Annotated in this window: 17 protein-coding genes; 13 read left to right on the forward strand and 4 right to left on the reverse strand. The window is 70.5% G+C overall.

What is annotated here, in order from left to right; all coding sequences use genetic code 11:
- The first annotated feature begins 278 nt into the window (after window positions 1–278).
- From ACIQOU_RS26205 to ACIQOU_RS26235, 7 genes are all read left to right on the forward strand, one after another.
- Window positions 279–1,247: a hypothetical protein gene (locus tag ACIQOU_RS26205; protein ID WP_401539593.1), complete on the forward strand. Its 969-nt coding sequence runs from the start codon at window positions 279–281 to the stop codon at window positions 1,245–1,247.
- Window positions 1,248–1,984: 737 nt separating this feature from the next.
- Window positions 1,985–3,091 (forward strand): multiple monosaccharide ABC transporter substrate-binding protein, encoded by a 1,107-nt coding sequence (gene chvE / locus ACIQOU_RS26210; RefSeq protein ID WP_401539595.1) that lies wholly within the window; start codon window positions 1,985–1,987, stop codon window positions 3,089–3,091.
- Window positions 3,092–3,293: 202 nt separating this feature from the next.
- The gene (gene mmsA / locus ACIQOU_RS26215; protein ID WP_401539597.1) at window positions 3,294–4,844 is read left to right on the forward strand and encodes a multiple monosaccharide ABC transporter ATP-binding protein; all 1,551 of its coding nucleotides are present in this window, start codon (window positions 3,294–3,296) and stop codon (window positions 4,842–4,844) included.
- Window positions 4,841–6,085 carry a multiple monosaccharide ABC transporter permease gene (mmsB, locus tag ACIQOU_RS26220; RefSeq protein WP_401539599.1) on the forward strand — a complete coding sequence of 415 codons (1,245 nt, stop codon included), beginning with the start codon at window positions 4,841–4,843 and terminating at the stop codon, window positions 6,083–6,085. Before mmsA ends, mmsB begins: the two co-directional genes overlap by 4 nt.
- A 355-nt stretch (window positions 6,086–6,440) precedes the next feature.
- A complete protein-coding gene (locus tag ACIQOU_RS26225) occupies window positions 6,441–7,601 on the forward strand; it encodes an aldose epimerase family protein (protein ID WP_401539602.1) in 1,161 nt (386 codons plus the stop codon).
- Between the two features lie 258 nt (window positions 7,602–7,859).
- Entirely contained in the window at window positions 7,860–9,614 is a 1,755-nt protein-coding gene (locus tag ACIQOU_RS26230; RefSeq protein WP_401539605.1) for a pyridoxal phosphate-dependent aminotransferase, read from the forward strand.
- Window positions 9,615–9,779: 165 nt separating this feature from the next.
- Window positions 9,780–10,211, forward strand: coding sequence for an FAD-dependent oxidoreductase (locus ACIQOU_RS26235; RefSeq protein WP_401539608.1), 432 nt, complete (start codon window positions 9,780–9,782; stop codon window positions 10,209–10,211).
- Between the two features lie 158 nt (window positions 10,212–10,369).
- Here ACIQOU_RS26235 and ACIQOU_RS26240 read toward each other — a convergent pair whose 3' ends face one another.
- Window positions 10,370–11,689, reverse strand: coding sequence for a DUF3500 domain-containing protein (locus tag ACIQOU_RS26240; RefSeq protein ID WP_401539610.1), 1,320 nt, complete (start codon window positions 11,687–11,689; stop codon window positions 10,370–10,372).
- 120 nt (window positions 11,690–11,809) lie between these two features.
- On the opposite strand from ACIQOU_RS26240, the gene ACIQOU_RS26245 reads away from it, so the two are divergent.
- Complete coding sequence (locus tag ACIQOU_RS26245) at window positions 11,810–12,076, forward strand: hypothetical protein (protein ID WP_401539613.1); 267 nt, start codon at window positions 11,810–11,812, stop codon at window positions 12,074–12,076.
- 74 nt (window positions 12,077–12,150) lie between these two features.
- Here the strand turns inward: ACIQOU_RS26245 and ACIQOU_RS26250 are convergent, their stop codons facing one another.
- On the reverse strand, window positions 12,151–12,618 hold the full coding sequence (locus ACIQOU_RS26250; RefSeq protein ID WP_401539615.1) for a hypothetical protein: 468 nt from the start codon (window positions 12,616–12,618) through the stop codon (window positions 12,151–12,153).
- Between the two features lie 384 nt (window positions 12,619–13,002).
- Window positions 13,003–13,461: an RrF2 family transcriptional regulator gene (locus ACIQOU_RS26255; protein ID WP_401539617.1), complete on the reverse strand. Its 459-nt coding sequence runs from the start codon at window positions 13,459–13,461 to the stop codon at window positions 13,003–13,005.
- A gap of 77 nt (window positions 13,462–13,538) precedes the next feature.
- On the opposite strand from ACIQOU_RS26255, the gene ACIQOU_RS26260 reads away from it, so the two are divergent.
- Window positions 13,539–16,472, forward strand: a complete 2,934-nt coding sequence (locus ACIQOU_RS26260) for a beta-galactosidase (RefSeq protein WP_401539619.1) — start codon at window positions 13,539–13,541, stop codon at window positions 16,470–16,472.
- 255 nt (window positions 16,473–16,727) lie between these two features.
- On the opposite strand, the gene ACIQOU_RS26265 is transcribed toward ACIQOU_RS26260, so the two are convergent.
- Window positions 16,728–18,248, reverse strand: coding sequence for an alpha-N-arabinofuranosidase (locus tag ACIQOU_RS26265; protein ID WP_401539700.1), 1,521 nt, complete (start codon window positions 18,246–18,248; stop codon window positions 16,728–16,730).
- Window positions 18,249–18,619: 371 nt separating this feature from the next.
- Here ACIQOU_RS26265 and ACIQOU_RS26270 point away from each other — a divergent pair, with 371 nt between their 5' ends.
- From ACIQOU_RS26270 to ACIQOU_RS26285, 4 genes are all read left to right on the forward strand, one after another.
- A complete protein-coding gene (locus ACIQOU_RS26270; RefSeq protein ID WP_401539622.1) occupies window positions 18,620–19,246 on the forward strand; it encodes a toxin-antitoxin system, toxin component family protein in 627 nt (208 codons plus the stop codon).
- Window positions 19,243–20,562 (forward strand): MAB_1171c family putative transporter, encoded by a 1,320-nt coding sequence (locus ACIQOU_RS26275; RefSeq protein ID WP_401539624.1) that lies wholly within the window; start codon window positions 19,243–19,245, stop codon window positions 20,560–20,562. The genes ACIQOU_RS26270 and ACIQOU_RS26275 overlap by 4 nt, the downstream gene beginning before the upstream one ends.
- A gap of 80 nt (window positions 20,563–20,642) precedes the next feature.
- Entirely contained in the window at window positions 20,643–21,116 is a 474-nt protein-coding gene (locus ACIQOU_RS26280) for a toxin (protein ID WP_401539626.1), read from the forward strand.
- Window positions 21,113–22,294 carry an MAB_1171c family putative transporter gene (locus ACIQOU_RS26285; RefSeq protein WP_401539629.1) on the forward strand — a complete coding sequence of 394 codons (1,182 nt, stop codon included), beginning with the start codon at window positions 21,113–21,115 and terminating at the stop codon, window positions 22,292–22,294. The genes ACIQOU_RS26280 and ACIQOU_RS26285 overlap by 4 nt, the downstream gene beginning before the upstream one ends.
- Window positions 22,295–22,331: the final 37 nt, after the last annotated feature.

Consider the following 22,331-nt stretch of genomic DNA (forward strand, 5'->3'; position numbering starts at 1 on the left):
GGGGCAGGACCCGTAAGGGACCGACCCGTAGTACTCGGGAAACCCGTAGGGGCAGCGCCCGTAGTGCTCGTGGAACCCGCAGTACCCGTAGGACCAGCAAAGCCCGCAGCACCCGCCCGACCCACAGCACCCGTAAGGCCCGCAGTCCCCGTAGTACCCGTAAGACCCGCAGTACCCGTCACACCCGGAGCCTCGGCCCCCGGAGCCTTCCTCACCGGGGCGTGCTGGACCCCAGAGCCGCGAACCTCGTCCGACATATCGAACACGAAGGACAGCTTGTGACCGACGCTTCCGCCACGGCAGCCCGTAGGCCCGGTGAGCAGGCGCTCACCGCTCTCGGCCTGGGCGCGCCCGCCCTCGACCCCGCCGACGCCTCCCCGCACACGTTCCCCGGCGGCGGCCGCTGGCGCACCGAGGTCCCCTCGTGCGAGGGCCCCGAGGCGCTGGCCGTCATCCTCAAGGAATCCTCCCGCCTGGACGTGCCGATCCACCGGATCAGCCAGGGCAGCGGCGTCTGGATGCTGTCCGACGCCGAGATCACCGAGATGGTCGAGGCCACCGCCGAACGCGACATCGAGCTGTGCCTGTTCACCGGGCCGCGCGGCACCTGGGACATCGGCGCCTCGACCCGCACCGACTCACGCGGTGGCGGACTGCGCGCCCGGGGTCATGACGCGGTCGCCGGTTGCGTCGAAGATGCCGTCCGGGCAACGGAGTTGGGCGTCAAGTGTCTCCTGGTCGCCGATGAGGGCGTGCTGTGGACGCTGCACCGGGCGCGCACCGCCGGGATCATCCCGGCCGACACCACGCTGAAGGTCTCGGCGCTGATCGGTCCGGTCAACCCCGCGGCCTACGGGGTGTACGAGCGGCTCGGCGCCGACTCGCTCAACGTGCCAAGCGATCTGACGCTGGACCACCTCACCGAGATCCGCCGGGTGTCGGCCGCGCCCATGGACATGTACATCGAGGCCCCCGACGACCTCGGCGGCTACATTCGGATGTACGAGGTCGCCGAACTGATCCGGCGCGGGGCGCCGCTGTATCTGAAGTTCGGCCTGTCCAAGGCGCCCGGCATCTATCCGTGGGGCACCCATCTGCGGGACGTCACCCTGGACACCGCCCGGGAACGGGTGCGGCGCGGCCGGCTCGCCCTCGACCTGCTCGCCCGGCACGGCGCCGACGGCGACATGGCGCCGCTCGGCTCCCGGTTGCCCGGCACGCTCAACCGCTTCCCGGCCGACGCCTGATGGTCCGGCCCGACCGGCGTCCGACGCCCCGCCCGGTCGGAGCCGACCTCTCCGCCAAGCCCCGCCCAGCCACCCGCACCGCCCTCCCTACCCCTAGGGGATGCCCCAACTAGGCCACCAGGACTAGGAGATGCCCCCGAGCCCTAGGGGACGACCCCGAGAACCCGGCCCTAGGGGATGCCCCCGACAGCCGCCTCCGAACCCGACCAGAACCGACCTGAACCGATCCGGACCGACAGCCGTCAGGGCTCCCGACGAAGCCCACCGGCCGCAGCCGAACGGATGACCGTCAGGCCTCCCCGAGAGGCCGGGCGGCCCTCCCCGAGACACGGACGGGCCACCCGCCCAAGGGGCACCGGACCCTCCCCGAGACACGGACGGGCCACCCACCCCAGGGACACCGGGCCCTCCCCGAGACACGGCCCAGCCACCCACCCCAGGGGCGCCGGGCCCTCCCCGAGACACGGCCCAGTCACCCACCCAAGGGGCGCGGGGAACTGCGCGACCAGCCACGACGGCGCCGCACCCGACAAACAACCGCAGGCCCCGAGCCCGACCACCACCAGCCCCACCACCAGCCGCGAGAACTCCCCTCCCAAGCCCGATGACTTCCGCCATGTCCCCGACCGCCTCCCAGCGAGGCGCGAGGGGACACCGGTGATGCTCAACCCCCTTCCCGCCGAAGGCGGTTGAGCGCCGCTGACTCTCAACGACGAGACACACAAGGACGGATCACCATGCGCACTCGCAGAGCCACACTCACCGCGATAGCCGGCGCCGCCTCCCTCGCCCTGACACTGACCGCGTGCGGCCAGAACAGCGAGGGCGGCAGCAAGGAGAGTTCGGGCAGTTCGAAGGGCGGGACGATCGGCATCGCGATGCCGACCAAGTCGTCCGAGCGGTGGATCGCCGACGGCAAGAACGTCGAGAAGGACCTCCAGTCGCGCGGCTACAAGACCAAGCTGGTGTACGGCGAGGACGACCCGGACCAGCAGGTCTCGCAGATCGAGAACCTGATCACGCAGGGCGTCAAGGGTCTGATCATCGCGGCCATCGACAACAAGTCCCTGAACAACGTGCTCCAGCAGGCCGCCGACGCGAAGATCCCGGTGATCTCCTACGACCGGCTGATCCTCGGTTCGAAGAACGTCGACTACTACGCGTCGTTCGACAACACCAAGGTCGGTGAGTTGCAGGCCAACTTCATCGTCGACAAGCTCGGACTCAAGGACGGCAAGGGCCCGTTCAACATCGAACTGTTCGCCGGGTCCAACGACGACAACAACACCAAGTACTTCTTCGGCGGGGCGATGAGCGTGCTCCAGCCGTACATCGACAGCAAGAAGCTGGTCGTCAAGTCCGGCCAGACCAAGCTGACTCAGGTCACCACCCTGCGCTGGGACGGCACCACCGCGCAGAAGCGCATGGAGGACCTGCTCACGTCCGCGTACAAGACCGGCCAGGTCGACGCGGTCCTCTCGCCGTACGACGGCATCTCGATCGGCATCATCTCGGCGCTGAAGTCGGACGGTTACGGTTCCGCCGCCAAGCCGCTGCCCGTGATCACGGGCCAGGACGCGGAGTTGGCGTCGGTGAAGTCGATCATCGCGGGGCAGCAGACGCAGACCGTCTACAAGGACACCCGCAAGTTGGCCAAGGTCGCCGCGGACATGGTCGACGACTCCCTCAACGGCAAGAAGCCCGAGGTCAACGACACCAAGACGTACGACAACGGCGCCAAGGTCGTCCCCGCCTATCTGCTCCAGCCGGTGAGCGTCGACAAGAGCAACTACTCCAAGGAACTCGTCGACACCGGCTACTACAAGGCGAGCGAGCTGAAGTAGCCCACCCGAGTCGTCTCCCGAACCGACTCGCGGCCCGGCATCCAGGAACCCCCAGGGGATCTCCCCTAGGGCCCAGGGGGCCTGCGGGCTCCCCCAGACCTCCCCCGGGGCCTCCCCTAGGGGCGGCCTCCCCTAGGGGGCGTTCCTGGGCCGCCGTCACGCCTCGCGCCGGTTCACCCCAACTGATTGGAAGGGCACGACCATGGCGGGACCCGTCCTGGAAATGCGCTCGATCGTCAAGACCTTTCCCGGTGTCAAAGCGCTGTCGGACGTCACCCTGACCGTCCGCCAGGGCGAGGTCCACGCCATCTGCGGTGAGAACGGCGCCGGAAAATCCACCTTGATGAAGGTGCTCTCCGGCGTTCATCCGCACGGCACGTACGAGGGCGCGATCCTCTTCGAAGGCGAGGAATGCGCCTTCAAGGACATCCGGGCCAGCGAGCAGCACGGCATCGTGATCATCCACCAGGAACTGGCCCTGGTGCCGTTCCTGTCGCTCGCCGAGAACATCTTCCTCGGCAACGAACACGCCTCGCGCGGGTTCATCAACTGGAACGACACCCTGCGCCACGCCAGCGAACTGCTGCGCCGGGTCGGTCTGACCGACCACCCCGAGACCCGCATCTCGGACATCGGCGTGGGCAAGCAGCAGCTGGTGGAGATCGCCAAGGCGCTCTCGAAGAAGGTGAAGCTGCTCATCCTGGACGAACCGACGGCGGCGCTGAACGACGAGGACAGCGCCAAACTCCTCGATCTCATCCTGGAGTTGAAGAACCAGGGCATCACCTCGATCATCATCTCCCACAAGCTCAACGAGATCCGGCGGGTCGCCGACTCGGTGACGATCCTGCGCGACGGCCGCTCCATCGAGACCCTGGACGTGAAGGCCGAGGAGACCACCGAGGACCGGATCATCTCCGGCATGGTCGGCCGCGACCTCGACAACCGCTTCCCCGACCGCACCCCCTACGCGGGCGAACCGGACGCGGCACCCGCCCTGGAGATCCGCAACTGGACCGTGCACCACCCGATCGACCAGCAGCGCAAGGTCGTTGACGATGTGTCCGTTCATGTGCGGCGCGGGGAGATCGTCGGCATCGCCGGGCTGATGGGCGCGGGCCGCACCGAGTTGGCGATGAGTGTGTTCGGGCGGACCTACGGCCGGCACGCGGGCGGCACGGTCCTCAAGGACGGCGCGGAGATCCGCACCAGGTCGGTCCCGGAGGCGGTGGGGCACGGCATCGCGTACGTCACCGAGGACCGTAAGCACTACGGCCTCAACCTCATCGACACCATCAACCGGAACATCTCGCTGACCGCGCTGAGGAAGGTCGCCAAGCGCGGGGTGGTGGACGAGCACGCGGAACGGCAGGTCGCCGAGGGGTTCCGCACGTCGATGAACATCAAGGCGCCGACGGTCTTCGAGCCGGTCGGCAAGTTGTCGGGCGGCAACCAGCAGAAGGTCGTTCTCAGCAAGTGGATCTTCGCGGGGCCCGACGTGCTGATCCTGGACGAGCCCACGCGCGGGATCGACGTGGGCGCCAAGTACGAGATCTACACGGTCATCGACCAGTTGGCGGCCGAGGGCAAGGCGGTCGTCTTCATCTCCTCCGAGCTGCCGGAGCTGCTCGGCATGTGCGACCGCATCTACACCATGGCCGCCGGGCGGCTCACCGGTGAGGTCCCGCGGGCCGAGGCCACGCAGGAAGTGCTGATGCGCCAGATGACGAAGGACAAAGAGGTATCCCGATGAGCACCGATGTGACCGACAAGCTCCCGGCCTCCGCGCCGCCCGGGAAGGGCGGGAACGCGGCGGGCGGCGGGCTGCTCCAGCTGATGCTGAACGGCCTGCGCCGCAACATGCGCCAGTACGGCATGCTGATCGCGCTCGGCCTGATCGTGGTGCTGTTCCAGGTGTGGACCGGCGGTGACCTGCTGCTGCCGCGCAACGTCTCCAACCTGGTGCTCCAGAACAGCTACATCCTGATCCTCGCGATCGGCATGATGCTGGTCATCATCGCGGGCCATATCGACCTGTCCGTCGGCTCGTTGACGGCGTTCGTGGGCGCGTTCGCGGCGGTGCTGACCGTGCAGAACGGTGTGGCCTGGCCGGTCGCGCTGGTGCTCTGTCTGCTGGTGGGCGCGCTCGCCGGGTCGATCCAGGGCTTCCTGATCGCCTACCTCGGCATCCCGTCGTTCATCGTGACGCTGGCGGGCATGCTGCTCTTCCGCGGACTGACGGAGATCTTCCTCCAGGGCCAGACGCTCGGCCCGTTCCCCGACGGGCTCCAGAAACTCGGCAACGGCTTCCTGCCCGCCGTCGGCCCGAACACCAACTACCACAATCTCACCCTGCTGTTGGGCTTCGCGCTGCTGGCGTTCGTGGTCTACCAGGAGGTGCGCGACCGCAAGCGGCAGCAGGAGTTCTCGCTCGACGTGCTGCCGCGCAACGCGTTCCTGCTGAAGCTTGTCGCGATCGCGGCGGCGGTCATCGCGGTGACCATGCTGCTCGCCAGCTACCAGGGCGCGCCGATCATCCTGATCGTCCTCGGGGTGCTGGTCGTCGGCTACGGCTATGTGATGCGCAACGCCGTCTTCGGCCGCCACATCTACGCGATCGGCGGCAATCTACCGGCCGCCAAGTTGTCCGGCGTGAAGGACAAGAAGGTCACCTTCCTGGTCTTCCTGAACATGGGCGTGCTCGCGGCGCTTGCCGGTCTGGTGGTCGCCGCCCGGCTGAACGCGGCGTCCCCGAAGGCGGGGCTGAACTTCGAACTGGAGGCGATCGCCTCGTCGTTCATCGGTGGGGCGTCGATGAGTGGTGGGGTCGGTACGGTGCTCGGGGCGATCATCGGTGGGCTGGTGCTCGGGGTGTTGAACAACGGGATGAATCTGCTGAGCGTCGGTACGGACTGGCAGCAGGTCATCAAGGGGCTTGCCCTGCTGGCGGCGGTCGGGTTCGACGTCTGGAACAAGCGGAAGTCGGGCTCTTAGCTGCGCTGCGTGGGGGGCGGGGTAACTGGGCTGCCGTTGAGGCCGGTTGCGTGGTTCCTCCGCGCTCCCCTACGGGCGGGGTTGTCGGGAGTCTGCGGGTCCGTTGTGGCTGGTCGCGCCCACGCGGCGGAGCCGCATATCGACACAGCCCCGCGCCCCTTAAGGGGCGCTGCTGGGCCGTCGGCTGACACAGCTCGGGCCTGCTGGTCGCGGCCGCGCGGCGGAGCCGCATATCGATACGGTCCCGCGCCCCTTAAGGGGCGTTGCTGGGCCGTCGGCTTTCAAGTTCGGCCGCTGGTCGCGCTCCTTACGGGGCGTTGTAGTCGGTGTTCTTAACTCAATTCGGAGGAGCCGCATGGAACTGGACAGGCGTACGGTGATAGCGGGAGCGGCGGCGGCTGGAGTGGGCGTTGGGGGGCTTGGGGGGAGTGCTGAGGCGGTGGGGTCCTTGGGGGGTGGGGGGCGGCCGGTGAAGTCGGTGTTCGGGGTGTTGGGCGATGGGACCAAGGTCGATCTCTGGGCGTTGGAGAACGGCGGGACGCGGCTGAAGGTGCTGTCCTACGGCGGTGTCGTGCACTCCCTCGAACTCCCGGACCGGCATGGGCGATACGCCAACGTCGTGCTCGGCCTCGGGAGCATCGAGGAGTACGTGGCGAGCAGCCCGTTCTTCGGCGCGCTGATCGGGCGGTACGGAAACCGCATCGGCAAGGGGCAGTTCACCCTGGACGGCAAGAAGTACCAACTGTCCGTGAACGACGGGGCGAACTCCCTGCACGGCGGCGCCCAGGGCTTCGACAAGCGGGTCTGGGACGTGGAGCCGTTCACCCAGGGCTCCGACGTCGGTCTGCGGCTGTACTACACGAGCGTGGACGGCGAGATGGGCTACCCGGGCACGCTCCGGGTGAAGGTGACGTACACGCTGACCCGGCACGGCGCCTGGCACATCGACTACGAGGCGACCACCGACAAGGCCACCGTCGTCAACCTCACCAGCCACGTCTACTGGAACCTGGCCGGTGAGGGCAGCGGCTCCGTCGAGGACCACGAGCTGACGATCGCCGCCGCCCGCTACACGCCGACCGACTCGGGGCTGATCCCCACCGGCGAGTTGGCGAAGGTGTCCGGCACGCCCTTCGACTTCCGGTCGGCCAAGGCGATCGGCCGGGATCTGCGCGCCGGGCACGTCCAGCAGGTGCAGGCCAAGGGCTTCGACCACAACTGGGTTCTGGACAAGGGGATTTCGGCGACGCCGGAGAAGGTGGCCACGCTCCGGGACCCGCACTCAGGGCGCACCCTGAGCATCGCCACCGACCAGCCGGGATTGCAGTTCTACACCGGCAACTTCCTCGACGGCACGCTCACCGGAACCGGCGGCCACACCTACCGGCAGGGCGACGCGCTGTGCCTGGAGACGCAGCACTTCCCGGACTCACCGAACCAACCGTCTTTCCCGACCACGGTGTTGAGGCCGGGCCAGACCTATCGCACGAGCACGGTGCACACGTTCGGCAGCTGATCGCCCGCTGCCGCTCGGGCCCTGCCGCTCGGGTGCTGCCGCTCGGGTGCTGTCGCTCGGGTTCCGTTGTCCTGGGGCCGCCGGACGTTTCCGGCGGCCCTTTTGTTCCCCTGGAGAGAACAACGCACATGACTTTCACACACGTTGAACATCGTGAGCCCCAACTCCGTATCCAGGGACGGCCCGTGCTCCCCCGCGCGGGCCACCCACACGACGGGCCCGGACGTCCCCACCGGGCCCGCCCCATACGGAGGTTTCATGGCCGACAACGTCACCTCGCTGTTCCGCAGTACTGCGGCCCACAGCCCGTCGATGGCGGCGTTGGCACGAGAAGGCGGCGACGGGTCGGGCCCGGTCGACTTCTGCATCCCCTGTAACCCGTACTTCCCGACCCCGGCGATGTTCGAGGTGATGGCGGCCCGGCTGCGGGACATCATCACCTACTACCCGAGCGGCGCCGACACGATCACCGCCGAGCTGTGCAACCTCCTCCAACTCCCGCCGCAGGCCGTGGCGATGGGCAACGGTTCCACCGAACTCATCACGTGGATCGACCACTTGCTGGTCCGTGAGTCCCTCGCCGTGCCCGTGCCCACCTTCGGCCGGTGGACCGACCAGCCCATGGAGACGGGCAAGCGGGTCGACATGTTCCCGCTCCAGGAGTCCAACGGTTTCGCCCTGGACCTGGGCCAGTACGCGGAGTTCATCCGGGCGCGGGGCACCCGGGTGGCGGTGATCTGCAACCCGAACAACCCCGACGGCGGGTTCCAGCACAAGCAGGCGCTCGTGCAGTTCATGGACACGATGGCCGACCTGGACCTCATCGTCATCGACGAGTCGTTCCTGGAGTTCGCCGACGCGGAGGCCGAACCGTCCGTCGTCCAGGAGGCGATGCTCCGCCCGAACGTCATCGTGCTGCGCAGCCTCGGCAAGAACTTCGGCCTGCACGGCATCCGCTTCGGCTACCTGGTCGCGAACCCGTCGCTGGCCGGCCGGGTCCGTTCGATGCTGCCCAAGTGGAACCTCAACTCCTTTGCCGAGTACGTGGTGTTCATGCTGAAGGAGCACGGCGCCGAGTACGCGCAGAGCCTCCATCAGGTGCGCCGGGACCGCCTCGACATGGCGAGCCAGTTGTCGTCGTTGCCCGGTCTCACCGTTTTCCCCTCGCAGGGGAACTTCCTCTTCGTGCGCCTTCCGGTGGGCGCCGAGGGCACCGTGGTCCGTGACCGGATGCTCACCGAGCATCGCATCCTGGTCCGCGAGTGCGGCAACAAGATCGGTTCCTCCAGCCGCTTCCTGAGACTCGTGGTGCGCCCCCAGGTGGACGTGCGTCGCCTGGTGCCCGGCCTGGAACAGGTGCTCTACGGGGCCAGGAGGGGAGGCGCCGTACCCGAGTTGGGCACCGGGACCGGCTACAGCTCGGGTACGGCGGCCGTGGACCGGCTGGTCAGCGCGACCAACGGGGCCGGGATGCAGGGCCTTGCCGCTCAGGCCCTCGGCGCGGGTGCCGGTGCCCCGGGGCTTCCCCCGGCCCCGGGCACCGGTATGCCGACGTCGGCGCCGATGCCCGCGGCGGCGCAGAGCGGGGGTACGGGGATGCCGATGCCGGCGGCGCAGCGGGGCGGTTCCGCGCTGGCCCAGATGGGGGCGATGGCGGTGGCCCTGACCCAGCAGCAACAGCAGCAGGCCCCGCAGGTGATCGGGGGCCAGCCGCAGATGCCGATGGCTCCGGCCCAGATGCCGATGGCCCCGGCTCAGCTGCCGCCGCAGCCGCAGGCCCCTGCGGTCCCGCCCGCCCCTACCGCCCCACCCCGCCCCGCGATGCCCGCCGCACCGGCGGCCGGGATGCCCAGCGGCCCGACCCCACCCGGCGTCCCGGCGCGCGGCGGCCTCACGGCGGCCCAGGTGCGCGGCACCACAGGCCCCGGCCAGAACCAGCCCCCGCCCCCGACACCGGGCTGGCCGAACGCCCAGAGCTGGCCGAACGCGGCGGGCATGGGCCAGACGGGCTAGGAGACAGGCTAGGGGACACCCCGTAGGTGACGCCCCGTAGGGGACGCCACCCTTGAGGGACGTTCCCTAGGGGATGCCCCTTGGTCGCCGGACCGGACCTCCCCGGCGAGGGCCGTCGGTCCGTGGGCGTCGGCCCACCGGGCCGTGCGGGCGGACACTGGGGGCGTGAACGTGTGGAACGCATCGGTGAGCGGGGGCCTGGTCGTCGTCGGCGCCGGAATCGTCGGCGCGTCGGTGGCCTATCACGCCGCCCGGGCGGGCGCCACGGTGACGTTGGTCGACGCCGGGCGGCCGGGCTCCGGCGTGACGGCGGACTCGTTCGCCTGGATCGGCGCGTCCGGCGTGCGGAAGGGTCCGGCCGCCGCGCTGCGGGCCACCGCGACGGCGGAATACCGCCGCCTCGGGGCGGAGTTGCCGGGGCTCCCGGTCACCTGGTCCGGCTCGCTGAGCTGGACCAGGTCGGGCAGCGCCCCGGACGCCGGGCCCGGGGAGACGATCGTGGACGCGGCCACCGCCTCGGAGCACGCCCCATGCCGCCCGACGGCGAACCCGTCATCGGCCCGATCACCGAGACCCCCGGCCTCTACGTGGCGGTGATGCACTCGGCAGTCACCCTCGCCGCAGCGGTAGGCCGCCTGATAGCCCGGGAGTTGCTCAACGGAACCGTGGAGCCGACGCTGTCGGGTTGCCGCCCGGACCGGTTCTGACGGCACGGCCCCGTTGCCGTTCGGGCGGCGGTCTCAACAGCGCCTCGGTCAGTGGTCGTTCTCCAGGTGGAGTTTGAGGAGGTCGACGCCGTAGTCGCCGCCGTTGGGTGTGCGGATGATGGTGTGGATGTGCTGCTGGGTGGGCGTGCCGTTGGGGCCGCCCATGCCGCCGCCCTTGGTGCCGTAGGCGAGGGGCGATTGGGCGTCGTACTCGATCAGCACGACGGGGCTGTGCACGCGGTAGTAGAAGGCGGAGCTGTCCTTGCTGGCGCCGATCCAGTAGAAGTACGTGTCGTCCAGGTGCAGTTCGACCTCTTTCATCTTCACGTCGGCGTGGCCGTCGTTGAGATTGCCGACGTAGACGCGGACGAGGTCGAGGAGTGCCGTGCGCTGCGCGGCGGTGAACTCCTTTGCGGCCAGGCCCTGGTAGGCGAGCTGGACGTTGTCCTGCCCGGCACCGGCCTTGAGGTTGTCGCCGGACTTCTTGTCCGAGGAGATCACCTTGGCGCGCTGGGCGGCGGTGAGTGAACGCAGCACGGTGAGACCGGCGTTGGTCTCCTTCTTGAAGAGGGTGATCTTCTCGCCCTGGTAGGTGGCCGAGGTGGGTTCGGACCCCATGAAGGTGGGGGTCATCACGACCTGGTCGCCGAGCACGAAGTAGTTGATCGCCACGTGGTGGCCCTCGTACTGGAAGCCCCACGGCTTGCTGGTCGACGGGGTCCCCATGAACGTGAAGAAGTAGGCGCCCTCGGTGAGGGTCTCCCGGCCGCCGCCGCTGTAGTCACCCAAGTAGGCGTTGAGTTTCATGATGTTGCGGGTCTGCACCAGCCCGTCGGCGGACAGCGCCGCGCCGAGCAGCGCGTAGCCGAGGTCGCGCTGCTTCGTGGTGATGTCGCCCATCCGGACGCCCTTGCGCTCGTACCCGTCGACGTTGCTCCAGGCCAGCCACTCGTCGTCGTCCACGTCGAACGTCGCCGACGTGCGCTCCTTCGTGGACAGCCCGTCGAGAAACGCCTGCGCGGCCTGGACGACCCCGTCGGTGGAAACGTCGGTGGCGTGCACGGAGTAGAGGTCGTCGACGATCTTCCCGTCCGTGGTGACGCCCTTGAAATCGGCGTACTTCACCTCACTGGCACCGGGCCCCATACCGCCGCCACCGCCACTCGGACCCCCCGAGGGCATCCCACCGCCGGGTCCGCCGGAGGCCGCCGGGGAACTCGAAGCCGCCGTCTCCGACGAACTGTCCCCGGAGGAGGAACAGCCGGTCATGGCGGCCATCGCGGCAACACCGCCGGTGAGCAGGGCGCGGTTCATGAACCAACGCCGACTGCGCTCGGCCTGGGGGGTGCGGGGTCTGTGTCCGTGCATGGCCACAACCTGCCGGACGGAGCTGAAGAGATGCTGTGGAGGGGGCCCGTTACCATTCATGGCTCAGCGTCAACCGCGCCCGTGGGCACCCACGGCCATGAAGAAAAGGGGGAACTTCCTTTGGGCAATGGGATGTTCATGATCGGCGTGCTGGCACTGGCCGTGCTCGTCCTGATGTTCGCCTGGGCCGTCCTCGGCATCCATGGCCTGCTCCTCGGCCGCATGCCGGGCGCGTGGCTGACACGCCACATACGGCAGCCGAGGCTCTGGGGAGCGGGCACGCTGGTGACGCTGGCCGGCTGGACCCTGCCCTCGCTCGAAGTCCTCGTCGCGGGGATCGGCATAGTGATACTGGGGCATGTGGGCACCACCCGTCGCCGGAACTGACCTCGATCGCAGCTGGCCTTGGTCGGCAACGCCGTTGCGTCAAGGGGCCGTTGGCCTTGCCGGTTCCGTCGCCCTCATCGGTTCCGCTCCCCCGGTGCGCTGTCCGTCCCGGCCGTGTCACGGAGGACGACCTCCAGGGACCCCGACCGCCAGACGCACAGCAGCCACGCGGCGGGGAGTTGGAGCGTGAACATCGCGAAGATCGCCATCACGAACGCCGAGTCCACCGGCGCCTCGTAGCCCGCCGCCCAGGCCTCGACCCCCGCGCAGAGCAGCAGCGCCGCGAGATAGAGGGAACCGTCGACCACCATCACCCGCCAGCGCGGCAACGGCGCCAACAGGCGCCGGGCGAGGGTCAGGGCCACCACGGTGACCGCGACGAAGACCCCGTTCCACACCTCGGTCACCCAGACCGCGGCCCATGTCCCGAGGCCGTCCCCGCCGACGAGCCGCCAGAACAGGTCGACCCCCGCGCCGACCGACCACGACACCACGACGACGATGAGCGCGTACCGGACGGCGCCCCGCCAAGTGACAGTCACGTCACTCCCCCTTACGTTCGCCGACGGAGCCCCCAACGGCGGCCCGTCTCAAGGTCATTGTGCTCCTCACGTCCATGGACCCTGGCTCGGGGTCGGACGAAGGGGCCCAGGTCGGACGGGGTCGACGACCAACGCGGGCCTGCGTCAAGGGACTTGGGGCGAGGCGAACGATGACGCGCCGCCCCGGTGTCCTGCCGCCCCTCCCGTGGACGCGGCCCCCGCCTCCCCGTCACCCCCTACGGGTGGGCTCGTCTGCGGGTGATCCTCATAGGTTGGCCCCGCCCAAACCCTCCCCCTACGGGTCCGCCCCGTCCTGGTCCGCCCGACCCGCTACCCGCACCCGACCCCTACGGGTCCGCCCGACCCGCCACCCGCACCCTCCCCCTACGGGTTCTCCCAGGCCGTCGGGTCCGCTGCCAGTTCGCTCACCGCGGGCGGCAGGGCGTCCGCTGCGAGGTCGGCGATGGTGACGGCTTCCAGGATGCGGCGGACGTTGGCGCGCAGGGCGATCCACAGGGGGAGGAGGGGCTGAGCGGAGCCGGTGTAGGTGAGGCCGGTGGGGCGTTCGCCGCGGACGGAGACGATCGGGCCGTCGACCGCCCGGATCACATCGGCGACGGTGATCACCGTGGCATCCCGCGCCAACCGGTACCCGCCACCCCCGCCGCGCCGACTGTCGACGACCCCGGCCCGCCGCAGATCACCGAGGATGCCCTCCAGGAACTTGTGCGGAATGCCCTGCTCAGCGGCGATCGACTCGGCCTTCACCGGCCCGCCGTCCTGCCGTACCGCGACCTCCAGAACCGCCCGTACCGCGTAATCCGCCCGTGCCGAGATCCTCATAACCTCATTGTGCGGCGTCGGTCTGTACAGAATGACCCCGCACGCGCCGCCGCCGGACCGCACGACGGGAGGCTCCGATGGGGCTCAGCAGACGTACGTTCAACGCGCTCGCCGGGACCACGGTCCTCGGCCTCGCGCTCGGCGGGAGCGGGGTCGGCGGCCACGCCTACGCGGCCCCGGCGCCGACCGCCGGACCGCCGCGCGCCGACGGGCGGCGGCACGCGGTCGGCTTCGACCGGTACTCGCTGCTCGTCGACGGGCGGCGGCTGGTGCTGTGGTCGGGCGAGATGCACCCGTTCCGGCTGCCGAGCCCGTCCCTGTGGCGGGACGTCCTCCAGAAGATGCGCGCCCACGGCTACAACGCCGTCAGCATCTACGTGGCGTGGAACTACCACTCCGCCGCCCCCGGCCACTACGACTTCACCGGCATCCGCGACCTGGACCTCTTCCTGCGCATGGCGGCGGAGACCGGTCTGTACGTGATCCTGCGGCCGGGCCCCTACATCAACGCGGAGATCGACGGCGGCGGCTTCCCCGGCTGGCTGACGGTCACCGAGGGCACCGCCCGCACCGCCGACCCGACCTATCTCGCGGCCGTGGACGAGTGGCTGACCCGGGTCGACGCGATCGTGGCCCGGCACCAGTACACGCGGGGCACGGGGACGGTGCTGCTCTACCAGATCGAGAACGAGTACGACGCGTTCGTCACCGACCCGACCGGCCCCGCCTACATGTCCCACCTGTACAAGAAGGTGCGCGCCGACGGCATCGACGTTCCCCTCTTCCACAACGACAAGAGCAGGAACGGCTATTGGCTGCCGGGCTCCTTCGACACGGGTGGCGAGAGGGGGCGTTGGCTGTACGGGTTCGACGGGTATCCGACGCCGTCCCAGGACCCGCCGGACTGGGGGGCGTTCGGGGCCGGAGGAGTGAAGGGCGGGGCGACGGCGAGTCGTGAAACCCCGGGGTTCGTACCGGAGTTCGGGGGCGGGTGGTTCGATCCGTGGGGCGGGGTGTGGTTCCAGAAGAAGGGGTACGCCGAGTCGCGCCGGACCCGTGACGCCGCCTACGAGCGCCGCTTCTACCTCACCAACCTCGCCAACGGCATCACCCTGCACAACGTCTACATGACCTTCGGCGGCACCTCGTGGGGCTGGCTGCCCGCACCGGTCGTCTACACCTCCTACGACTACGGCGCCGCCTTCGACGAGGGCCGGGGCGCGACGGCGAAGCTGGTGCCGATGCACCAGCTGGGCCATCTCCTGCAACGCGTACCGGACTTCGCCCGGTTGGAACGCGCGGCGGACCTGACGGCCGACGGTCTGAAGGTCTACCACCTCACCAACCCCGACACCGGCGCCCACGTCCACATCCTGCGCAACGACGCGACAGCACAGGTGACTTCGACGCTCCCGGTGGACGGCGTCGACCTCCCGGTCACCGTCCCGGCCCGCGACGCCCGCCTCCTCGCCTCCCAACTCCGGCTGGGGCAGCGGACGTTGCGCTACTCCACCGCTCAGCCCATGCTGACCCTGATCGCGGGGCGGCAGGAGGTCGCCGTACTCACCGGGCGGTCCGGCGAGAGCACGGTGACGGCCCTTGAGTGCGCGAACAAGCCGACCGTCACCGTGCTGGACGGCGCCGCCGAGCACACGTACGCCGACGGGCTGCTGCGGATCGAGGCTCAACTCGACGGCCTCACCCGCCTGTCGGTGACCGGCGACGGCCCCGCCACCCCGCTGCTCCTGCTGCTCGCGGACGACGACACCTCGTTGCGCCTGTGGCCGCACGACACCCCGTCCGGCACCGCCCTCGCCCACGGCCCCCATCTGCTGCGCACGGTGACCCTCGACGGCACGACCGCCCATCTCACCGGCGACACCTTCACGGCGGCGGAGTTGGAGGTCTGGCCACCCCGGGGCATCGACCAACTCACCTGGAACGGGAAGCCGTTGGCCACCGTCACCTCCCCGTCGGGCAGTCTGCGTGCCGTCCGTGAGCTGCCCGGCGTCGGCGCGGTCACCCTGCCCGCGCTCACCGGCTGGCGGCACCGCGCCGAGAACCCGGAGGCCGAGCCCGACTTCGACGACTCACGCTGGCAAAAGGCCGACCGGACGACGTCGTTCAGCACCACCCCCGTCCCGGCCGGGCAGCCCGTGCTCTTCGCCGACGACTACGGCTTCCACTACGGCGACGTCTGGTACCGGGGCCACCTGACCGGCGCGGCGGACGCGCGGTCGGTCTCCCTCGCCTACAGCACCGGCACGCAGGGGCTGTTGATGGCCTGGCTGGACGGGCGGCCGCTGGGCACGCACCGGATGCCGGTGCCGGACAACAGCACGGTGCGGAAGGGGACGTGGGCCGACACGGCCACGTTCGAGCTGCCGGAGGGGACCGGCGCGCGGGTGCTGTCCGTCCTGGTCCGGCGGATGCAGCACGACCAGGACGGGATGGCCCTGGACACCCACAAGGCGGCGCGCGGCCTGACCGGCGTCACCTTCGACGGGGCGTCCCCGACGGTGAGTTGGCGGATTCAGGGCGCTGCGGCGGCCGACCCGGTGCGCGGTCCGCAGAACCACGGCGGCCTGCACGGGGAGCGCGCGGGCTGGCATCTGCCGGGCGCCGCCGACGGCGACTGGACCCGCGTCACCTTCCCCCGCGCCGACCGGCGGCAGGGCGTGAGCTGGTACCGGACGACGTTCTCCCTGGCCGTGCCCACCGGCACGGACGCGTCGGTCGGCCTGGTCCTGGACGACGACCCGGCCCGCGCCTACCGCGTCCAGCTCTTCCTGAACGGCTGGAACTTGGGCCAGTACATCAACGACGTCGGCCCGCAGCACACCTTCGTCCTGCCGAACGGGATTCTGCGCACCCGGGGCGCCAACACCCTGGCCCTCGCGGTCCTGTCCGACGGCACCACGGAGTCGGGCCCTGGCCAGGTCCGCCTGACCCTGCTGGGCGCGGCAGCCGGAGGCGTCCCGATCACCCCGGTCCCCTCCCCCGGCCACTGACGCCCCGGCCACTGACGCCCCGGCCCCCTACGGGACAACCCTTGACCGCCGCGCCCCCTACGGGACGTCCCCCGGGGCACACCCCGTAGGGGGCACCCGTGCGTCACGTCCCCCTACAGGACAACCCCCAGGGCACATCCCCTACGGGACATCCCCTGCGCCGCCCCTCCCTAGGGAACACCCCCCACAGGGGACACCCCCCAGGGAACGCCCCCTACGGGACGCGCCCCCACGCCCCCCACCCCAACCCAACCCTCACGCCAGTCGGATCACGTTCCACGACAGGGGCTCCAGGACGGCGTTCAGGGTCCCGTCCGTGAGGGTCGTGCCCTCGGCCGGGTGCGGGGCGACGCGCTCGGGGTCGTTCAACGTGTTGCGGGCGTCCGGGTCGGCGTCGGCGAGGACGCTGTGCTCGACCAGCGTCGACAGTCCGAGGCCGGTGAGGGCGACCTCCAGCGGGAGGGCGTTCGCGCGGTCGCGGTTGACGGCGAACACGGTGACCGTGCCGTCGTCGGCGCGGACGGCGGTGGCGTGCAGGAGGTCGGTCTCGCCGTACTTCCGCGTCCGGTGGGTCGGCGAGTCGACGCGGACGTCGAGGACCTGGCCGCGGCCGTGCCGGGAGGCCTGCGCGAAGGGGAAGAACGTGGTCTGGCGCCAGGCCGGGCCGCCGGGCTCGGTCATGATCGGGGCGATGACGTTGACGAGTTGGGCGAGGCAGGCGACGGTGACGCGGTCGGCGTGCCGCAGCAGGGCGATGAGCAGGGAGCCGAAGACGACGGCGTCGAGGACGCTGTAGTTGTCCTCCAGGAGGCGGGGGGCCTCGGGCCAGTCGGCCGGGTCGTGGGCGTCGGCGTGGGCCTGCCAGCGGGAGGTGTACCAGACGTTCCACTCGTCGAAGGAGAGTTGGATCTTCTTCTTCGACTTGAGGCGGGCGCCGACGTGGTCGCAGGTGGCGACGACGTTGTCGATGAAGGACTCCATGTCGACGGCGGAGGCCACGAAGGAGTCCAGGTCGCCGTCGTGGGGCTCGTAGTAGGCGTGCAGGGAGATGTGGTCGACGAGGTCGTAGGTCTCCTGGAGGACCGTCGCCTCCCAACTGGCGAAGGTGGGCATGGCCTGGCTGGAGGAGCCGCAAGCGACGAGTTCGACGTCCGGGTCGATCTGGCGCATCGCGCGGGCGGTCTCGGCGGCGAGGCGACCGTACTCCTCGGCGGTCTTGTGGCCGGTCTGCCAGGGGCCGTCCATCTCGTTGCCCAGGCACCACATCCGGATGCCGAACGGGTCCTTGTCGCCGTGCGCGGCGCGCAGGTCGGCGAGGGCGGTGCCGGCCGGGTGGTTGGCGTACTCCTGGAGTTCGAGGGCCTCGGCGACGCCCCGGGTGCCGAGGTTGACGGCCATCATCGGTTCGGCCTGGGGGCCGAGCTTGCGCAGGAAGGCGATGTACTCGGAGAGTCCGAAGCGGTTGGTCTCGGTGGAGTGCCAGGCGAGGTCGAGCCGGCGGGGGCGGTCCTCGACGGGGCCGACGGAGTCCTCCCACTTGTAGCCGGAGACGAAGTTGCCGCCGGGGTAGCGGATCGTGGTGACGCCCAGTTCGCGGACCAGGTCGAGGACGTCGGTGCGCAGCCCGGCCTCGTCGGCGGTGGGGTGGCCGGGTTCGAAGATGCCGGTGTAGACGCACCGGCCGAGGTGTTCGACGAACGATCCGAAGAGGCGGGGGTCGACCGTGCCGACGGTGAAGGCGGGGTCGAGGGCGAAGCGGGCGGTGGTCTTGCTCATGGGGGCCTTTCGGGAGAGGGAGCCGCCGGCGACACCCTGTTCGTCATCTCGGACCATGCTCGTGTCCTCGAACCGGACCGTAGAGAGGAAGCGCTTTCCCGTCAATGGTCCCGGACGGGCCGGAAGGGATCGGAAGGGATCGGAAGGGACCAGGGAGGTTCAAGGGTCGTCAGGGGCAGGCAGAACGGGCGGGCCGTTCGATCATCCGTACACCTCGGGAACAGAAAAGGCGAGGCGGCAGGAACCGGATTCACGACAGAAAGGGGGCGTTCGGCTTGCCGCGAATGACATGAAGATGACATGACGTCGGTCGGACCGGCCGCGTAGTCTCGAACGGCCCAGTGTGCGGCGGCGAGGCGAGAGGGGCCACGATGGACAGCGCGGGCGCGCGGAGCGGGGCGGCCCGGATCACCGCCGGGCTGGTCCGCCGACTGCGCCGGCCGGCGCGCTCCACCGCCGGGATGCGGGTGCTCACCGCCCGGCTGCGGGCCGCCGTACAGTCCGCGCCCCGGCCCGAGGGCGGGGTGCGCGAGCTGTGCCGGCTGCTGTGCGAGGAGATGAGCGCGCTGCGCGGCGGGCGGCCGATCCGGCTGCGCTTCGAACGGTTCCCGGACGAGATCGAGGTCACCGGGGTGTGGGTGGAGCTGGCCGACCTCGACCTCGTCATCGTGGAGGAGCGGGCCGAGGACGTGCAGCAACTGGTCATCCTGGGACATGAGTTGTGGCATCTGCACGCCGGTCACCGGCACCGGGACGTGACGGCGCCGCTCGCGCACGCGCTGGCCGACTGGCGCCGGGACGCGCTCGGGATGGCGGCCCGCGACGGCTCCCGGGCGCGGGACGAGGCCGAGGCCGACGCGTTCGGGCACCGGCTCGCCGCCGCCGTTCGCCCGCTGCTGGCCGGGGCGGCCGGGGTGGGCACCGCGGCGCCGCTCGATCCGTTGCAGCGGTCCCTGGGGTACCGGGGCCGCCGGGATCACGAGGGGCCGGGCCGATGACCGCTCCCACGCTGCATCTGGGCTTCAGTCCGGCCGGGTTCGTCAACGAGTTCTATCCGACGTTCTGGTGGGTGCCGGCCTGTGTGCTGACCGCCGCGCTGGCGATCAAGGTGCCGTCGATCATCCGGCTGTGGGGCGATCCGCTGCTGCGTGCGGTGGGCGGGCTGTTGCTGCTGGCCTGCGCGGTGTTCGTGTTCGTGGCGCCGTCGACGATCGCCTGGGTCAACCGGGTCACCGGGGTCACCAACATCTCGGCGCCGTGGGTGTATTCGCTGCTGACGGCGTACTGCGGCTCCTGTCTGCTGCTGATCATCGCCTGGCGCAACGGGCTGTCCGACCGCTCCCGGTCCACCGTGCGCGCGACGCGCTGGGTGATCGCGAGCTACTCGGGGGTGATCGTCGTGCTGTGGGTGCTGTTCGCCCTCGCGGACACCCCGGTGGAGCGGCTGCGGGACCTCGACACGTACTACGCGGACACGCCGTACGCGCGCGAGATGATCGTGCTGTATCTGCTCGCGCACACCGTGGCCACCGTGATCACCTCGTGGCTGATCTGGAACTGGGTGCGCACCGACGGCCTCGACGCCTGGCTGCGCTGGGGACTGAAGTTCCTCGGGGTGGGCTACGGCGTGCAGTTGGTGTTCGACGCGGCCAAACTCACGGCGGTGACGGCCCGTTGGTTCGGCAACGACCTCAACTGGCTGAGTACCGGGGTGGCGCCGCCGATCGCGTGTCTGTCGGCCATCCTCATCGCCGTCGGCTTCATCCTGCCGCATGCCGGGCAGTTCCTGCACGACCGCTGGCGGGTCCGGCTCGCCCACCGTGAACTGCGGCCGCTGTACCAGCTGATGCGGTCGGTGAACGGCGGCGGCATGCCCGTCGTGCTGCGGACCACGCCCGAACTGCGCCTGATCCGGCGGGAGACGTTCATCCGCGATGTGCTGCTGCCGCTGGCCGGGCACATCGACCAGGAGCAGCGGGCCCGTGCGCACGAGGCGGCGCTCTCCCTCGGGCTCGACCCCGGGCGGGCCAAGGCCGCGGCGGCCGCGCTCGGCATCCAGGACGCCGTGGCCGCCCGGCACCGCACGGTCGTCGATGACACCGACGACGGGCACGACACCACCGATCTGCTGCGGGACATCGTCGCCGTCTCCCGCGCCCTGGGCGACCCCGCCGAGCTGCTCTCGGTGCGGGTCAGGGCCCGGGTGCTGGCGTCCGGGGACCAGGGTCGGGGCGGGCCCGGTGAGGGCGCGGAGGCGGGCCCGGTGGACCGAGCCATTCCGGCCAACCACTCCCTCGGCGACTCAGGTCTCTGACAGCATGAGTGCCTGGTGACGGCGCCAACGCCGGTGCCGTCGACATCAGTTGAGCCGCCGAGCAGTCACGGGGAGGGGCCGTGCGGACGAACAGGGAGATGCGGCGCCTCGCGCAGGACCTCGTCGCCCCGCTCCGGGCGCCGGTCCCGGAGGACCCCGAGGCCCTGTTTTCGGCCCTCGTCGAGTCCGTCAGCGCCTGGCGGGGCCGGGAGGTCGTCGTCCACCGGACGGTGTTCCCGCCGCACCTCGCGACCGGGCTGTGGGTGGAGCGGGCCGACCATGACCTGGTCTTCGTCGACCAACGGGCGGCGCCCTGGCACCAGTTGGTCATCTTCGGGCACGAGGTGTGGCACATGCACCGGGGTGCGGCCGGGGGCGCCCGCACCGACTTCACCCTCGCCGACGAGCAGGAGGCCGACCGGTTCGGCATGCTGCTGGGCGGGCGGCTGCGCAGCTGGCTGGAGGCGGCCACGGAGACCGCCTGCGTCACGGGGGACGCCGGTCTGGCCCGGCGGATCGGCGCCGCCCTCGACCATCGGGGAACCCGACCGTGAACGGCCTGCTGAATTACGCCAGTTGCGGCGCCCTCTGGCTCGGTCTGCTGGCCAAGATCCCCGACCTGCTGCGCCATCCCCGCGATCCCTACCTGCGGGCGATCTGCGCCGTCCTGGGCCTGTCCGGGCTGTGCTTCTTCCTCGGCGCCGTGCCCACGGTCGCCTTCGTCAACGACGTCAGCGGCGTCCCCAACCTCGCCGCGCCGCTCACGTACGCGTCGATCACCGCCTACGGGGCCGCCGCCCAGGTGCTGATCGTGCACTGGCGGGGCGGGGTCAACGTCCGCCGCACGGTGCGTCGTTGGATCGTCGCCTATGCGTGTGTGGTGCTCGGCATCGCGGTGATGTTCGCGCTCGGGGACGCCTCGGCGGAGCGGCGCACGGACTTCGACACCTACTACGCGACCACGCCGTTCCTCGCCGAGATGATCGTCCTGTATCTGTGCGGGCACCTCGCCGCGACCACGGTCACCATGGTGTCGTCGCTGCGCTGGGCGTGCCAGGTGGGCGGCTGGCTGCGGGCCGGGATGGTGACGCTGGGCGTGGGCACGCTGTGCAACGCCGGGTACAGCGTGGTCAAGTTGGCGGCGGTGGTGGCCCGTTGGTTCGGCGAGCGCTGGTCGGCGCTGGTCACGGACGTGTCGCCGGCCGCCGCCGGGGTCGGGGCGCTGCTGACCGTCGTCGGCATCGTGATCCCGCTGTGCGGACCGCGGACCACCGAACGGTGCCGAGCGCGCCGCACGTACTGGCGACTCGCCCCGCTGGAGCGGGAGTTGGACGCCATCCTGACCCGGCGTGCGCTGCGGCTGCCCCGGCCGCGCTGGGCCTCACCGGCCACCCGGCTGATCTGGCGGCAGACCGGCATCCACAACGGACTCGGCCATCTGGACGCCCTCTTCGACCGCGCCCTCTTCGACCGGGTCCGCGCCCGGACCCTGCGGGAATCGGCCGATCCCGCGCTCGCCGACGCCACCGCGTGGGCGACGGTCATCGTGACGGCCGTCCGCGAGGAGCCCGACCGGGTGCCGCCCCGCGACCCCGACCGGCTGCCGACCCCGCCCCCCGATCTGACGACGCTGCTGCGGGTCGCCGATGTCCTGGCGGGGGCATCCGCCGCGCACCCGGGCCGCGTTGCTGAGGTCCGGGACCCGCGCGCGAGCAGGCATCGGGTGAACTAGCCTCCGACGCACGGCAGTCGATCATTCACGGTAGGAA

Origin of the sequence: Streptomyces sp. NPDC091279, assembly GCF_044757465.1 — a bacterium.
Taxonomy (GTDB): domain Bacteria; phylum Actinomycetota; class Actinomycetes; order Streptomycetales; family Streptomycetaceae; genus Streptomyces.

What these genes read in the sequence shown, in the direction of transcription:
- ACIQOU_RS26270 (WP_401539622.1), top strand. Translation starts at nt 18,620, where the DNA reads ATGGACAGCGCGGGCGCGCGGAGCGGGGCGGCCCGGATCACCGCCGGG.
- ACIQOU_RS26275 (WP_401539624.1), top strand. Translation starts at nt 19,243, where the DNA reads ATGACCGCTCCCACGCTGCATCTGGGCTTCAGTCCGGCCGGGTTCGTC.
- ACIQOU_RS26230 (WP_401539605.1), top strand. Translation starts at nt 7,860, where the DNA reads ATGGCCGACAACGTCACCTCGCTGTTCCGCAGTACTGCGGCCCACAGC.
- ACIQOU_RS26255 (WP_401539617.1), bottom strand. Translation starts at nt 13,461, where the DNA reads ATGAGGATCTCGGCACGGGCGGATTACGCGGTACGGGCGGTTCTGGAG.
- mmsB (WP_401539599.1), top strand. Translation starts at nt 4,841, where the DNA reads ATGAGCACCGATGTGACCGACAAGCTCCCGGCCTCCGCGCCGCCCGGG.
- ACIQOU_RS26240 (WP_401539610.1), bottom strand. Translation starts at nt 11,689, where the DNA reads ATGCACGGACACAGACCCCGCACCCCCCAGGCCGAGCGCAGTCGGCGT.
- ACIQOU_RS26225 (WP_401539602.1), top strand. Translation starts at nt 6,441, where the DNA reads ATGGAACTGGACAGGCGTACGGTGATAGCGGGAGCGGCGGCGGCTGGA.
- chvE (WP_401539595.1), top strand. Translation starts at nt 1,985, where the DNA reads ATGCGCACTCGCAGAGCCACACTCACCGCGATAGCCGGCGCCGCCTCC.
- mmsA (WP_401539597.1), top strand. Translation starts at nt 3,294, where the DNA reads ATGGCGGGACCCGTCCTGGAAATGCGCTCGATCGTCAAGACCTTTCCC.
- ACIQOU_RS26265 (WP_401539700.1), bottom strand. Translation starts at nt 18,248, where the DNA reads ATGAGCAAGACCACCGCCCGCTTCGCCCTCGACCCCGCCTTCACCGTC.
- ACIQOU_RS26260 (WP_401539619.1), top strand. Translation starts at nt 13,539, where the DNA reads ATGGGGCTCAGCAGACGTACGTTCAACGCGCTCGCCGGGACCACGGTC.